The organism is Thalassotalea nanhaiensis (assembly GCF_031583575.1).
GTDB lineage: Bacteria > Pseudomonadota > Gammaproteobacteria > Enterobacterales > Alteromonadaceae > Thalassotalea_A > Thalassotalea_A nanhaiensis.
The window spans coordinates 4,283,252-4,297,980 of the sequence record NZ_CP134146.1 but is presented as its reverse complement, the minus strand read 5'-3'; the positions used below and the strand labels follow the sequence as shown (position 1 = coordinate 4,297,980).

General features: G+C 39.0%; 14 protein-coding genes and 1 tRNA gene. 11 read left to right on the top strand and 4 right to left on the bottom strand.

Translation table 11 applies throughout. The features are described from left to right. Nucleotides 1-7: 7 nt before the first annotated feature. The 8 genes from atpA (at nucleotide 8) to hemN (ending at nucleotide 8,383) form a co-directional block, all read left to right on the top strand. A complete protein-coding gene (atpA, locus tag RI845_RS18715; RefSeq protein WP_348387689.1) occupies nucleotides 8-1,549 on the top strand; it encodes a F0F1 ATP synthase subunit alpha in 1,542 nt (513 codons plus the stop codon). A gap of 24 nt (nucleotides 1,550-1,573) precedes the next feature. Further along, nucleotides 1,574-2,434: a F0F1 ATP synthase subunit gamma gene (gene atpG, locus RI845_RS18710; RefSeq protein ID WP_348387688.1), complete on the top strand. Its 861-nt coding sequence runs from the start codon at nucleotides 1,574-1,576 to the stop codon at nucleotides 2,432-2,434. A 33-nt stretch (nucleotides 2,435-2,467) separates the two neighbouring features. Next, a complete protein-coding gene (gene atpD / locus RI845_RS18705) occupies nucleotides 2,468-3,853 on the top strand; it encodes a F0F1 ATP synthase subunit beta (protein WP_348387687.1) in 1,386 nt (461 codons plus the stop codon). Nucleotides 3,854-3,882: 29 nt separating this feature from the next. Next, nucleotides 3,883-4,308, top strand: a complete 426-nt coding sequence (locus RI845_RS18700) for a F0F1 ATP synthase subunit epsilon (RefSeq protein ID WP_348387686.1) — start codon at nucleotides 3,883-3,885, stop codon at nucleotides 4,306-4,308. A 1,135-nt stretch (nucleotides 4,309-5,443) separates the two neighbouring features. Further along, entirely contained in the window at nucleotides 5,444-6,025 is a 582-nt protein-coding gene (gene yihI / locus RI845_RS18695) for a Der GTPase-activating protein YihI (RefSeq protein WP_348387685.1), read from the top strand. Between the two features lie 8 nt (nucleotides 6,026-6,033). After that, on the top strand, nucleotides 6,034-6,534 hold the full coding sequence (locus RI845_RS18690; RefSeq protein WP_348387684.1) for a DUF2489 domain-containing protein: 501 nt from the start codon (nucleotides 6,034-6,036) through the stop codon (nucleotides 6,532-6,534). A 16-nt stretch (nucleotides 6,535-6,550) separates the two neighbouring features. Further along, nucleotides 6,551-6,862, top strand: coding sequence for a TraR/DksA family transcriptional regulator (locus tag RI845_RS18685; RefSeq protein ID WP_348387683.1), 312 nt, complete (start codon nucleotides 6,551-6,553; stop codon nucleotides 6,860-6,862). Nucleotides 6,863-7,015: 153 nt separating this feature from the next. Next, nucleotides 7,016-8,383 carry an oxygen-independent coproporphyrinogen III oxidase gene (hemN, locus tag RI845_RS18680; protein ID WP_348387682.1) on the top strand — a complete coding sequence of 456 codons (1,368 nt, stop codon included), beginning with the start codon at nucleotides 7,016-7,018 and terminating at the stop codon, nucleotides 8,381-8,383. 7 nt (nucleotides 8,384-8,390) lie between these two features. Here hemN and RI845_RS18675 read toward each other — a convergent pair whose 3' ends face one another. Both RI845_RS18675 and RI845_RS18670 read right to left on the bottom strand, forming a co-directional pair. Next, nucleotides 8,391-8,924: a DUF1285 domain-containing protein gene (locus RI845_RS18675; RefSeq protein WP_348387681.1), complete on the bottom strand. Its 534-nt coding sequence runs from the start codon at nucleotides 8,922-8,924 to the stop codon at nucleotides 8,391-8,393. A gap of 83 nt (nucleotides 8,925-9,007) precedes the next feature. Continuing rightward, entirely contained in the window at nucleotides 9,008-10,825 is a 1,818-nt protein-coding gene (locus RI845_RS18670; RefSeq protein ID WP_348387680.1) for a diguanylate cyclase, read from the bottom strand. Nucleotides 10,826-11,102: 277 nt separating this feature from the next. On the opposite strand from RI845_RS18670, the gene RI845_RS18665 reads away from it, so the two are divergent. Next, nucleotides 11,103-11,178 (top strand) — tRNA-His (locus RI845_RS18665). Nucleotides 11,179-11,499: 321 nt separating this feature from the next. Here the strand turns inward: RI845_RS18665 and RI845_RS18660 are convergent. Both RI845_RS18660 and RI845_RS18655 read right to left on the bottom strand, forming a co-directional pair. Then, nucleotides 11,500-11,727 (bottom strand): hypothetical protein, encoded by a 228-nt coding sequence (locus RI845_RS18660; protein WP_348387679.1) that lies wholly within the window; start codon nucleotides 11,725-11,727, stop codon nucleotides 11,500-11,502. Nucleotides 11,728-12,131: 404 nt separating this feature from the next. Next, complete coding sequence (locus tag RI845_RS18655) at nucleotides 12,132-13,397, bottom strand: c-type cytochrome (RefSeq protein ID WP_348387678.1); 1,266 nt, start codon at nucleotides 13,395-13,397, stop codon at nucleotides 12,132-12,134. A 304-nt stretch (nucleotides 13,398-13,701) separates the two neighbouring features. Between RI845_RS18655 and yihA the strand changes: the two genes are divergently transcribed. After that, on the top strand, nucleotides 13,702-14,379 hold the full coding sequence (yihA, locus tag RI845_RS18650) for a ribosome biogenesis GTP-binding protein YihA/YsxC (RefSeq protein ID WP_405054060.1): 678 nt from the start codon (nucleotides 13,702-13,704) through the stop codon (nucleotides 14,377-14,379). 149 nt (nucleotides 14,380-14,528) lie between these two features. Beyond that, on the top strand, nucleotides 14,529-14,705 hold the full coding sequence (locus RI845_RS18645; protein ID WP_348387677.1) for a hypothetical protein: 177 nt from the start codon (nucleotides 14,529-14,531) through the stop codon (nucleotides 14,703-14,705). The last annotated feature ends 24 nt before the right edge of the window (nucleotides 14,706-14,729 follow it).

Below are 14,729 nucleotides of genomic sequence, written 5' to 3'. Positions count from 1 at the left end.
ACAGAGCATGCAACTGAATTCCACTGAAATCGCTGAATTGATCAAAAATCGTATTGATCAATTTGACGTTGTTAGTGAAGCTCGTAACGAAGGTACTATCGTTTCTGTAACAGATGGTATCATTCGCATCAATGGCCTTGCTGATGTAATGCAAGGTGAGATGATCGAACTTCCTGGCAGCCGTTACGCTATCGCGTTAAACCTAGACCGTGATTCGGTAGGTGCGGTAGTAATGGGTCCTTACCAGGACTTATACGAAGGTCTAAAAGTTAAAAGTACTGGTCGTATTTTAGAAGTACCAGTAGGACGTGGCCTATTAGGTCGTGTTGTTAACACTCTTGGTGAGCCTATCGACGGAAAAGGACCAATCGAAAACGATGGTTTCTCTCCTGTTGAAGTACAAGCACCAGGTGTTATCGATCGTAAATCAGTTGACCAACCAGTACAAACTGGTATCAAGTCAATTGACTCAATGATTCCAATCGGTCGTGGTCAGCGTGAGCTTATCATCGGTGACCGTCAAATTGGTAAATCTGCGATCGCACTAGACGCAATTATTAACCAAAAGAATACTGGTATTAAGAGTATTTACGTAGCAATTGGCCAAAAAGCGTCAACTGTTGCTAACGTTGTACGTTCTCTTGAAGAGCACGGCGCGTTATCAAATACTATCGTTGTAGTAGCATCAGCTTCTGAAGCTGCAGCATTACAATACTTAGCACCATACTCTGGTTGTACTATGGGTGAATACTTCCGTGACCGCGGTGAAGATGCACTAATCGTATATGATGATTTATCTAAGCAAGCTGTTGCTTACCGTCAAATCTCATTACTTTTACGTCGTCCGCCAGGCCGTGAAGCATACCCAGGTGACGTTTTCTATCTTCACTCTCGTCTACTAGAGCGTGCTGCTCGTGTAAACGAAGCTTATGTTGAAAAATTCACTAACGGTGAAGTTAAAGGCCAAACTGGTTCATTAACGGCATTACCGATTATTGAAACACAAGCTGGTGACGTATCTGCATTCGTTCCAACAAACGTAATCTCTATCACTGATGGTCAGATTTTCTTAGAGTCAAACCTTTTCAACTCAGGTATCCGTCCAGCTGTTAACGCTGGTATCTCGGTATCTCGTGTTGGTGGTGCGGCACAAACTAAGATCATCAAGAAACTTGGTGGTGGTATCCGTTTAGCATTAGCTCAATATGCTGAATTAGCGGCTTTCGCTCAATTCGCATCTGATTTAGATGACGCTACTCGTGCACAATTAGAGCACGGTCAACGCGTTACTGAATTAATGAAGCAAAAACAGTACAGCCCTATGTCAGTGGCTGAAACTGGTGTTTCATTATTTGCAGCTGAAAAAGGTTTCTTAAATGATATCGCAATCAACAAAGTTGTAGACTTTGAAGCTGCGTTATTAACTTATGCAACTAATGAGCATGCTGAGCTTATGGCTACCATCAACGAAACTGGTAACTACGATAAAGATATCGAAGCGGGTTTAACTAAATTGCTTGAAAATTTCAAAGCAACTCAAACCTGGTAATTAATAGTTTCGGAGTGAATAGTCATGGCCGGTGGTAAAGAAATAAAAACTAAGATCGGAAGTGTAAAAAATACACAGAAGATCACTAGCGCAATGGAAATGGTTGCAGCTTCAAAGATGCGCAGAGCGCAAGATTTGATGGCTTCTTCACGTCCATACGCTGAAAACATTAGAAACGTGATCGGTCACATTGCACGCGGCCAACTTGAATATCGCCATCCTTATTTGGAAGAGCGTGAAGTTAAGCGTGTAGGCTATATCGTTATTTCTACCGACCGTGGTCTTTGTGGTGGCTTAAATATTAACTTGTTCAAATCTGTGTTAAAAGATTCAGCCAAATGGCAAGAACAAGGCGCTGAAGTAGACTTAGCTGTAGTGGGCTCTAAAGCCTCTGCATTCTTTGGTACTATTGGCGCAAATATAGTTGCACAAAAATCAGGTTTAGGCGACTCACCTTCTGTTACCGATTTAATCGGTTCTGTGAAGGTTATGTTAGACGCTTACGACAACGGTGAAATCGATAAGTTGTTCGTAGTTTGCAACAAGTTTGTAAATACTATGACGCAACAGCCAACAATCGATCAATTGTTACCTTTGCCTAAGTCAGATGATGACGCTATCTCGCATCGTTGGGATTACATTTACGAACCAGATGCTCAAGCTTTGCTTGATCAATTATTGGTTCGTTATGTGGAATCTCAAGTATATCAAGGCGTGGTTGAAAACCTAGCCAGTGAACAAGCCGCACGTATGGTTGCTATGAAAGCAGCAACCGACAATGCTGGTGACTTAATTGATGATTTACAATTGATATACAACAAAGCACGTCAAGCAAGTATTACCCAAGAATTGGGTGAGATTGTAGCTGGCGCAGCTGCGGTATAGGCAAAGTTTAATTAATAGTTTAGAGGAATAAACATGAGTACAGGTAAGGTAGTGTCAATCATTGGCGCAGTTGTGGACGTTGAGTTTCCACAAAATGCTGTACCTCAGGTATATGACGCATTAACAATTACAGAAGGTGATCTAAGTGGTCTTGTACTAGAAGTACAACAACAACTTGGTGGTGGCGTAGTTCGTACTATTGCCATGGGTTCATCTGACGGTTTGCGTCGTGGTCTGAATGTAGAAAATACAGGCACCAATATTCAAGTACCAGTAGGTGTGAAAACACTTGGTCGTATTATGAACGTATTGGGTGAGCCTATTGATGAAGCAGGTCCTATTGGTGAAGAAGAGCGTTGGACTATCCACCGTGAAGCTCCGTCATATGAAGAGCAAGCTGCATCAAATGAGTTACTAGAAACAGGTATCAAAGTAATCGACCTAGTTTGTCCATTCGCTAAGGGTGGTAAAGTTGGTTTATTCGGTGGTGCTGGTGTTGGTAAAACCGTTAACATGATGGAGCTTATCCGTAACATCGCTATCGAGCACAGTGGTTATTCTGTATTCGCTGGTGTTGGTGAGCGTACTCGTGAAGGTAACGATTTTTACCACGAGATGAGCGAATCAAACGTACTTGATAAAGTAGCGTTAGTATACGGTCAAATGAATGAGCCTCCTGGAAACCGTTTACGTGTTGCCATGACTGGTCTTACAATGGCAGAGAAGTTCCGTGACGAAGGTCGTGATGTACTATTTTTCGTAGATAACATCTATCGTTACACACTTGCTGGTACTGAGGTATCTGCACTTCTAGGTCGTATGCCATCAGCGGTAGGTTACCAACCAACTCTTGCAGAAGAGATGGGTGTACTTCAAGAACGTATTACATCTACTAAGAATGGTTCAATTACATCAATCCAAGCGGTATACGTACCAGCGGATGATTTAACGGATCCATCTCCAGCAACTACGTTTGCTCACTTAGATGCAACTGTTGTACTTTCTCGTGATATCGCATCGCAAGGTATTTACCCTGCAATCGATCCACTAGATTCTACTTCACGTCAACTTGATCCATTAGTAGTTGGTGCTGAGCACTATGAAACTGCTCGTGGCGTACAGTCGACTCTACAACGTTATAAAGAACTTAAAGATATCATCGCTATCTTAGGTATGGACGAGCTTTCTGAAGAAGATAAGCAAACTGTTGCCCGTGCCCGTAAGATTGAGCGTTTCTTATCTCAACCGTTCTTCGTTGCTGAAGTATTCACTGGTTCTCCAGGTAAGTACGTATCTCTTAAAGATACAATTGCAGGCTTCAAAGGCATCCTAGCGGGTGACTACGATGAACTACCAGAACAAGCGTTCTACATGGTTGGTGCAATCGAAGAAGCGGCTGAAAAAGCCAGCAAAATGTAATTTGGCCTATAAAGGTACAGGAGACTAATATGGCAGCCATGACGACACATTTGGATGTAGTAAGTGCAGAAGAGAGTTTATTCTCTGGCCGCATCGAATCATTGCAAATTTCAGGTAGTGAAGGTGAACTAGGTATTATGCCTGGCCATGCACCATTACTAACTGCGTTAAAACCAGGAATGGCGCGTATTGTTAAACAACATGGCGGCGAAGAGGTAATTTACCTTTCCGGCGGTATGTTGGAAGTTCAACCAAACAGCGTTACTGTATTAGCCGATGTGGCTGTACGTGGCGATGACTTGGATGAGCAAGCTGCTTTAGATGCCAAGCAACGTGCAGAAGATCATATTCACAACGCCTCAGGCGATGTAGATTATGCTGAAGTTGCTGCTGAGCTAGCCAGAGCGGTAGCGCAATTACGTGTTATCCAGGAAGCAAGTAAACATAAGAGATAATAGTTAGTTTAACTAATTACTTATCTACAAAAAGACACGCAATGCGTGTCTTTTTTTTACATCATGGATGATGGAATGCCGACTTGCCATGGATGGCATTTAAGTCGGCGTCTATGAGGTTAAGCGTTGCCTGAAATTTAGATTTAAGAAGAGTTTAGTTTTAATTCAGTCACAGACCGCTGAATGATCTACTTTCGGTTATAGCGTGCTTATAAAAAAACATTAAAAGTAAATCACAGAAAATAACTTCTCCCAAGTCAAAATAACTATCACTCAATAATCTTATATTTATGTGCGACATTGACCATACCTACAATAGACATTAACGGAAAAGTCTTACCTTGAATTTAATTACTATTGTAAAAACAATCACTTATATGGTTTGATTATTTAGTGTTCACTAGTTTGTTTTGTAAATGCATTGTAATAATAAAGTGAAGGTTTAGACTTTATATCAGTTACAGGATGTAGCGTGTTAGAAATCAAGAAGTGGAAATTTGGTAAGGATGCTACAGGGATATACTTAATGGATTATTAAGTTGATCAGGAAGATCATTTATCATTGGATGATTTACCCTTAGGGTTTATGGATAGCAAATAAGGTGTCAGGATGACCGAAAATAAAAAACAATGTACGGAAACGATTCAAATATAGGGATAGTATTTCAAGGATAGGTTCAGGGCTGGATTAACCAGAACAATGACAAAAGTATTTGTCGAAAAGCGATAGTCATCAGACTATCGTTTTTTTTTGCTCAAAAACTAACAGTTTATGTGTATACCATTTAGCTTAACTATCTGATTATTTAGAACGCTGTAACGGCATTAGAACAAATAAAATTTTTGTAAATATAGTCATTCTAGGCTTTGGCATCCTGCGTCGCTCTATCTGCAGCATCCATGCTTTCGTACATTAAAGAAATCTTGTGCCGTTATCATGATGTTACAGCGCTCCCGAAGGGTGAGTTTAAATGGCCCATAAGCGGCGTTATTAATTTTGACAAGGGAATAACCATTATCAGCAATTAATGCCTTGCCTATAAGCCATTTAATTATCACTAAAAGACCAAATAATTATGCTAACTGGTATCAGATCGCGTAAAATAGAGATAATTACTATTTATTTAAGAACACTATGAGCAGAACTAAAAAATCTCGCAAGCCAGGTCGCGCTAAAACAATAAGCGAACCAAGAAATAAGGTTATCGAAGAGAAAGAGCCAAGAGCTCGTAAAACTTCAGGTAACAAAGCTGGAACTCGTCAACAAGTTGCTTTTACCAAAACCACTCAAACGGAAAATGTAAAAGATAAAGATCCACGTATTGGCAGTAAGAAGCCTATCGATCTTGGTGCCCCAACTACTCCAGTTAAACAGGCCAAACCAAAAGCTAAAGTTGTTCAACAACCAATTGCTCCGATTAAAGATGTTGAAGTGGATACCACGGAAATAGAGCTTTTAGAAAAAGAATTATTCGCCATTGAAGATAATGAAGAACTGCAAATATTAGCCGCAAGAGCTGAAGCTGGTGAAGAGTTAACTGAAAATGAAGCACAGACCTTATCTGATAGTTTTGATCGCTACGAAGAGCTGTTAGAGGCTTTAGGCATTGAAACCGAAGATGACGATGAAGAATATGAAGACGAAGTATCAGAAGACTCAGAAGATAAACTTTGGGATAAATTAGACGATACTGATTTTTCTGAATTTAAAGAGTAGATTTAATCGTGTCAGTTAGTACCCTTTTACTCCTTATTTTTGCTTCGTTATTTCTTCTGGCTTTGGCGAGTTATGCTTCTTTTTTGATGTTTAAATTACGCAGCCAAACGATAAAAACAAAGCTTATTGAAGAACAACATAAGCAGCAACAAATTGTTCGAGATTTGAAAGCTGTTGATTCTATCGTATTGATAACTAAGGCTATTAGTGAAAAGCAATGTGAAATATCGGAAGGCTGCTGGCGCCTTTCGGTGTTGATGGAATCATTGCCGAAGTATAGTGAAGAGTTAAAAACCAAATTTCCTGCTATATTTAAGTTATACAGCAAAATTAGTCACATGCCGATACTTGAAGCACGCAAGCAACTATCAAAGAAAGATAGGTTAGCGTTAGATCTTGAGCGTATGGGAATTGAACAAGAATTAGAGCCTGCTGTATATTCGGATGTAGCAGATTTACTACCATTTGTTAAATCACTGCAAAAAGAGCTAAACCAACAAAAAAAATAGAAAGCGAGGCTGAATTATGTCTGAACAGCTAATAGCAAATTTTACCCAACGTATAATAGCCCTACAGGCGCGCGTAGATTCGATCCATGGTGACTTTGCCGATGGTCGTGCAGCCGATTGGGCCGAACAAGCTTGCGAGCGAGAAAATGATGAAGTGCTTAATGCGCTGGAATCAGAAGCTAAGATAGAAATTCAGCAACTATCAAATGCAATCACTCGTATTGAAGACGGTTCGTATGGTATATGTGCAGAATGTGGTGAAGACATAGCTACAGGTCGTTTAAAAGTTCAACCAGCAGCAACTAAATGTATTCAGTGTGCCGAATAATACACATCCAAATAAATACACCTAGCTAACGGATTTAGAGAACTTTAAATCGTCGTCATTTGTTAACTGAATGCTAAAACATTGCGCTTGATCAACATAAATTAATCTGATCTTTTTTATACTAGTTACTATCAGTAGAAATAGGTTGTTTTAATGTCATCACAAATGTTCTCCCCAGAATTATTAGCTAAATATAATGTTAGCGGTCCGCGCTATACATCGTATCCTACAGCGTTGGAATTTAATGAAAAATTTACTGACGCTGATCTTGTTACAGCCGTAAATAATTCAACAACAAATGATCTGTCTTTATATATCCACATTCCATTTTGCCATAGTCTTTGTTATTACTGTGGTTGTAATAAAATAGTTACCCGTCATCGCGATAAAGCTGATGAATACCTAAACTATTTATTTAAAGAAATAGATTCTCGAGCCGAGTTATTTAAAGATCACCAAGTGAAACAATTGCATTGGGGTGGTGGCACACCAACATTTTTAACTAAATCCCAAATTAGCCGATTAGTGAATAAGCTTAAATCATCATTTCACTTCACCGATTCAGCTGAGCTGGGTATAGAAGTTGACCCTAGAGAAATTGAACTGGATCTGGTCGATCATTTATATGCCGAAGGCTTTAATCGATTAAGTATTGGGGTTCAGGATGTTGATACAAAAGTTCAAAAGGCAATAAACAGAGAGCAAAGTACAGAATTTGTTACTGATTTAATTCATCACGCCAAGGCTGTTGGTTTCAACTCGGTAAATATCGATTTGATTTATGGATTACCACATCAAAGCCCTGAAACATTCGCTAATACGATAGCAGCTGTGAAGATTATGGATCCAGACAGAATTTCATTATTTAGTTATGCACATATGCCGAGCCGCTTTGCCGCACAACGAAAAATCAGAGATGAATGGATGCCTAATGCCGATCAAAAATTTGCCATTATGCAATATGCAATCGAGTCATTAATTGATCTTGGCTATGACTTTATTGGCATGGATCACTTTGCCAAGCCTAGCGATGAATTATCTATCGCACAAAAGGCGGGTAAATTACATCGCAATTTTCAAGGCTATACAACTTTAGGTGACTGCGACTTACTTGCCATGGGGGTATCTTCTATAAGTGCCATCGGCCAAAGTTTTAGCCAAAACAGTAAAACGTTAAAAGAATATTACCAAGCTGTAGATGAGCAAGGTCATGCCTTGGAAAAAGGAATTGTGACCACAAAAGATGATGTGATCAGAGCTACAGTGATTAAAGAGCTTATGTGTAATTTTAGTTTGTCGAAACAACTAATAGAGCAGCAGTTTGATATTAACTTTAATGAGTATTTTGCTGAAGACTTGCAAAGTTTGGATACATTCATCAATGACGATTTACTAACAAATAGCGCTGAAGAGATTGTTGTTGCAGAAAAAGGCCGATTGTTAATTCGTAATATTTGTATGTCTTTTGATGCGTATTTGAAATCAAAAATACATCAGCAACGCTTCTCCAGAGTGATTTAATTTTCGATTAAATCTTTCCTAATATGTGATTAATACCAGCACTGTTTAATACAAGGTGCTGGTTTTTTTTATCTTCAACTATTTCTGCTATTTCTGCCCATTGATAAAATACATTACGATGAATAGATGCATAAAGATTTCTTCTTACTCGCACTTTTAAATCACCAGCTTTATTTATTTCCAACGGGTGCTCGTTATCGAGTAATAGCTTATCGCCAATGTTGGTGGTTAATTCGATTATCGCTGGGCTGACATCTTCCAACCAACGCCAATGAGTGATAACAAAAGGTTCATTAACAACGGTAAGCTTAATTTTTTCAACAGGGGTTACTAAATAATACTCATCATGTTCTTTTTTTAATACCGTCGAAAATAGTTTTACCAGTCGCTCTCTGCTAATTACAGTGCCCATATAGAACCAGCTACCATCGGCTTTTATTTCCATTGGCATTTCACCGCAATACGGCGGATCCCATAGTTCTACTGGCGGTAATTTACCTTCAAGGTCAGTTAATTGTTTTGTAATGTGTTCTAAAGACATGGTTGCTGTTTATAAGTGTTGAAAATTGGCTTAAGTATAGCAGTTGATAATATTGAATAGTGGATATGTTAGCGCAATAAATATTACGCTGCGTAATGAGACACTCTATTTTTGCCTTCAGTTTTTGATAAGTACATTGCTTCATCGGCCTTCTTGATCACCGATTCTAACGTATCACCTTCTTCAACTTGGGCAAGACCTAAACTTACTGTGGTAGAAAACTCCAGGCCATCAAACTTGATCACACACTCTTCTATCGCTTTTCTGATACGTTCGGCTAAGTTATAGGCATCGCCTAACGAGTTATTATGACAACCGATCATAAATTCTTCCCCACCTATTCGCCCACAAAAGTCACTTGCACGAATGATACTGCGCGTTAAATCACCCACTTCTTTTAATGTTTGATCACCAGCAGGGTGACCATATTGGTCGTTAATGAGTTTGAAGTTGTCGATATCAAAGGCGATAAATGCCAATGGTTTTTCTTGACGATTAGCTTGTGCGATAGCCATTTTAGCGAGATTCATAAATGCACGTCGGTTCGGCAAGTGAGTGAGCATATCGGTTCTGGCTTCAAATTCAGCCTGTTCTTTCGCGGCCTTAAGCATTTGGTTTTGTTGCTTAACTTGCTCCTGTAAGGCATACGCCTTTTCATAAGCATTGCTTACGGTATCTAAATCTTCTGTTGAGCCATGTTTATAATGTGTAGTTGCTTTGCCGTACATTGCCCAAAGCAGGCAAATGAGCTGGGCGAGCATGCCCATAGTGGGTAAAAACACTAAACCATAAGAAGGAGATACCCAGCCCCAGGCTTGTAAGTTAGTGCTTAGTAATATGATGAAAAATAAAGACTTAGCCAATACCATAGTGGTGATTTTTTTCTCACCTAAACTACCACAATATATGGCGGCAATAATTGCTACCGGGAAAGTGAAAATTGCCAGTTGTTGAATTTGCATAGCCAGTTCATGAAAGCCAATAATCGCAACCGGTAATGCAATGAGTACTAGCATTAAGGTTAAATGCATAATTTTATCAGCGATTATTGAATGATACGCGGCATTACTATAAACCCGCATAAATTGTAAGCCTGCAGCCATCATCACAATCATTGATATGGTACCAAGCGGGTGATAGTCCAAATTAGGAACATACAAGTTTAAAATGCCAGTGGTTAACCCTAGGACAGGTAAAGAGCTTAAAGCAAATAAACTGTACCAGAGAAAGAATTTTTCTTGTAAAAACTTAAATAACGCGAAGCTGAGCAACGCTGAAATAATGATAAAACTAACAACTATTGCAAAGATAACATGCTCAATATTAGACGCTTTCACAATTGCCTTGGTTGACCAAACTCTAAACTCGACAAACCTAGGCGTAGCCACATCACTGAATGTTTCTAACAATACCTCGATACTTTCCAATGGTTTCAATTCAAGAGGTAAAGCAACTCGTGGAAAAGCGATTGAGCGATCAGAAGTGCTTTCAAAAAGGGTATCTTTAGTTGAATGGAAATTTTCTTCACTGCCGAGTGTACGTTGATACAGTACTACGGTCGAAGGTTGATGATATGGGTACTCGATATGAATAACTATTGCAGCATCACCATTATTTTTAATAATGAATCTATTCCAAACGGAACCGGCAATATTACCTAACCAAGAATTACCTTCAGCACTTTCTTTAAAAAAGTCTTCTTTTTGCCAAGCTTGCTCGGCTGTTAGACTAGATTGCTCATCAAGTAAATACTTAACAGAACCCTCAATTGAAGAACCATTTTCAGAACCATCAACTAATATTACCTGCTGTGCTGAAGCACTAAAGCTAGGCAACGTTGTAAGACAAATAAATGCAAGAAGTATTACTTTTAGCAGGTTATTGAAAATTTTATTATTCAAGTAAATATTTCCATTAAGGCAAAATCAGTTTGCTGTTATTGCTTATTTCTAAATTAAATAGCAATACATCCATGTTTAATTTTTTTATTATTAATATCGTTTTAAGTTAATCTATCAGACTTTTGCAACAAATGTAAATTAACGGTTAAATTAGCGGGGGGTATTTGAATTTTAGGGGAAAAAGTTGCAAAAATACTTGCAAGAAATCTGCTATCTAATATACAATCCGCGCACTGTTTCAAAGCTTGAGACAGTTCATACACGCAACACCTCAGTGGTGGCTATAGCTCAGTTGGTAGAGCCCCGGATTGTGATTCCGGTTGTCGTGGGTTCAAATCCCATTAGCCACCCCATTTTTCTTCTCTAAGTAAAAGCCAAACAGAATTTCAATACAGTAACACAACAGAATCACCTGTGATTCCATTCTTGATTACCGTGAGGTTCAAATCCTATTAGCCACCCCATTTTTCTTCTCTTAGTAAAAGCCAAACAGAATTTCAATACAGTAACACGACAGAATCACCTGTGATTCCATTCTTGATTGCCATGAGGTTCAAATCCCATTAGCCACCCCATTTTTCTTCTCTAAGTAAAAGCCAAACAGAATTTCAATACAGTAACACGACAGAATCATCAGTGTTTCCATTAGCACATGGCGTTATCTAGCTAAATATTCAATCTTTTCTAATTTTTAAATCGGGGATGTCGGTAGCACCTATAGCATGTAATACAATGCCTACCATAAAGAAAAAGAATGTTGTTGCACCTACAGTTGCTTTGTACACCTCAGTTGCCTCGCCGGAATTAAGCACTAATATTACCCCTGCAATAGCAGCAATAACGAAGCAAGTCTTAGCGCAGAATGTGGAAACTTTTTGTAAAAAACGTTTGTTGTTTGGCATAAGGCCTCTATATGTTGGATTTATTATTAGTAGCAAGTATACCTACTAATAATTTTTACATATTGACAGGGGTCAAGAGAGTGGTCACAAAAAATTAACATTCAAAGACTTTGATTTTCATCAAATACCCGACTGATTTAATCAAGTAATATACGACTACTTTTACTTACTGGAGAATATTATGGGTTGCTGTGGCGCTTGTGGTGGCGAAGAGAAAAAACCTGAACAGGAACAATCTCAAGAAACTACCGAAACATCGGAAGATTAATTGGTATTACACCAAACGAAAAAAAAGCAGCTATTTAGCTGCTTTTTTAATTCAAGGATGAATTAACTTAGAATTGCCAAGGATGGCACAAATTCTGTTAATTCAAGGCTGTCTAAAACCTTTAAATAAGTTTAACTTATTTTAAAGAAGACATGTATTCAGCTACTGCGGCAATATCTGCATCAGTTAGTTTAGCAGCAATGTTAGCCATCATTGAATTCATATCATTGTGACGAGTACCATCGCGGAATTTAGCAAGTTGTGATGCTAAGTAATCTGCACTTTGGTTGCTAACAGCAGGGAAACCAGCCAATGCAGCACCTTTACCATCCGTACCATGACAAGCGATACACGCAGTAATTGCACGTGATGCATCACCACCTTGATATAGCTTCATGCCAACGTTGTTCGTTGCCGTTGTTGTTGCTCTCGGCTTTTGGCTAGCAAAATAAGCAGCTAAGTCTTGCATATCTGTTGGCGATAAAGCTGCTACCATACCGGCCATTACTGGGTCGTTACGACCTTCTGGACCAGCTTTAAAATCAGCTAATTGCTTAGCTAGATATTTTTCATGTTGGCCTGCTAAATTAGGGTACATTGCAACTAAAGCATTACCGTCTGCGCCGTGACATGAAGCACACATCGCCGCTTTAGCTTTACCTGCTTCAACATCACCAACAAATGTTAATTTTGCTGCTGAAGGCTTTTTAGCTACAACACTTGCTACAGCTGCTGGGTCTTTAAAATAAGCACCTAAATCAGCAACGTCTTGCTCTGTTAAGTTTTTAGCAACAACGTTCATTGAAACGTTAGTGCGAGATTCATCTTTAAACGCATTTAATTGCTTTTCAATGTACTCAGGATGTTGTTTAGAAAGGTTAGGGTTAATCAGAACGTCTGAGTTGCCTTCTTTACCATGACAATCAACACACGCGGTAATACCTCGAGCAGTATCGCCGTTTTCATATAGTCCTTTACCTGCGGCTGCATCAGCTACCATTGTTGGTGCTGCGATAGGTGCAGGTGCTGCGATAGGTGCAGGTGCTGCTGCAGTATCTGCTGATGAAGAATCAGCTGCTGCCTGTGTACTTTCACCTGCAAGGCTGAATGTTGCGAAGTAAGCTGCTACGTCATTCATATCTTGATCAGATAAGCCAACAGCCATAGGCGCCATAACAGGGTCTTTGCGAGAACCATCTTTAAATGCTTTTAATTGCTTAGCAATGTAATCAGCGTGTTGGCCAGCTAAGTTAGGGTATGCATCAGCGATACCGATACCATTTGCTCCGTGACAACCAGCACAAACTGCTGCCTTAGTTTTGCCAGCGGTTGCATCGCCAGCGGCAAATGCGTTGCCTAATAACCCGAAACCTAAAATTGCTGAAATAATGATTTTTTTCATAGATGTTCTGCCTGTTAATACCATGGACCTCAGTTTTACTACTGATTAATCCCTTTAAAAGCGCTTTTTACTGAATAATATAAAACGATAAACACTGTTTATTAGCTTTATTTTACCCAGAGTAATAAAAATTTACGCTATTTTACACAATTCCCGTGTTCGTGTAATGGTTATTGATTAATTTTCGATAAAAAGATTAATTAATTGCCTTTGTAGCCCTGATTACAAAAAAACACTGCCTCAAAATGTTAAAAACAGGATATAATTGAATAAGTTATTTTAATTTATTTTTACGTCTTTATTTATGGTGGATCCCGTTTTGACAACTCCTATGGTTAATTTACATGTTGCCAAATTTGAGCTAAGTGCTCCCGACATTCGTCGCCTCCCAGCTGATAGTGGTATTGAGGTTGCTTTTGCCGGTCGTTCTAACGCGGGTAAATCTAGTGCTTTAAATACCCTAACTAATCAAAAAGCCCTGGCACGAACGAGTAAAACTCCTGGTCGTACGCAGCTTATCAACGTGTTTGATATTAGAGAAAATCGACGCTTAATCGATTTGCCGGGTTACGGCTTTGCTAAAGTTCCTTTAGAAATGAAGAAAAAGTGGCAAAAAGCGTTAGCTGAATATTTAGAAAAGCGCATGAGCTTAAAAGGCTTGGTTTTATTAATGGATATTCGCCACCCTTTGAAGGACTTAGATGTAGACCTTATTAATTGGGCAAACGATTGTCAGTTACCAACATTAGTTTTACTCACTAAAGCAGATAAATTAAAGCCTGGTAAAAGAAACTCTGAAGTATTACAGGTTCGCAAAAAATGCCTGGCAATGCATGATAATGTAAAGGTGCAGGCGTTCTCATCATTAACAAAAGTTGGTTTAGAACAAGCAACAGCTGTAATTAGTGACTGGTTTATTAATATCGAACATCAAGAATTAGTTGAGCCTGAAGATGATGAGGCTTTCGAAGAAAGCGAGTAATTAGAAACACATTTCTTAAAAAGAGCCTCACGGCTCTTTTTTTTTGGCCATGGAAGGCCTATATGACAAAAATGCACTAATACAAGGACGTATGTAGGTAGAATAACGCAGGAGCAGTTATCGAGGAGCAAGTTTTTTGTTTTTGCTTCATGGATGAAGCAATGCAAATCGTCAGGGATGACATTAGATTTGTAAAGCAGGATGAAGCAATGCAACTTTACCGTGGAAATTTATTTCAGGCAAAAAAAAACCAACGTCAAGGACGTTGGTTAGAAGCTTATGGGGAAGCTAGAAAACAAAAGTTATTACAACAAGAATTCCGTTAGGAATGAGGCTATATTAGAGTGTTA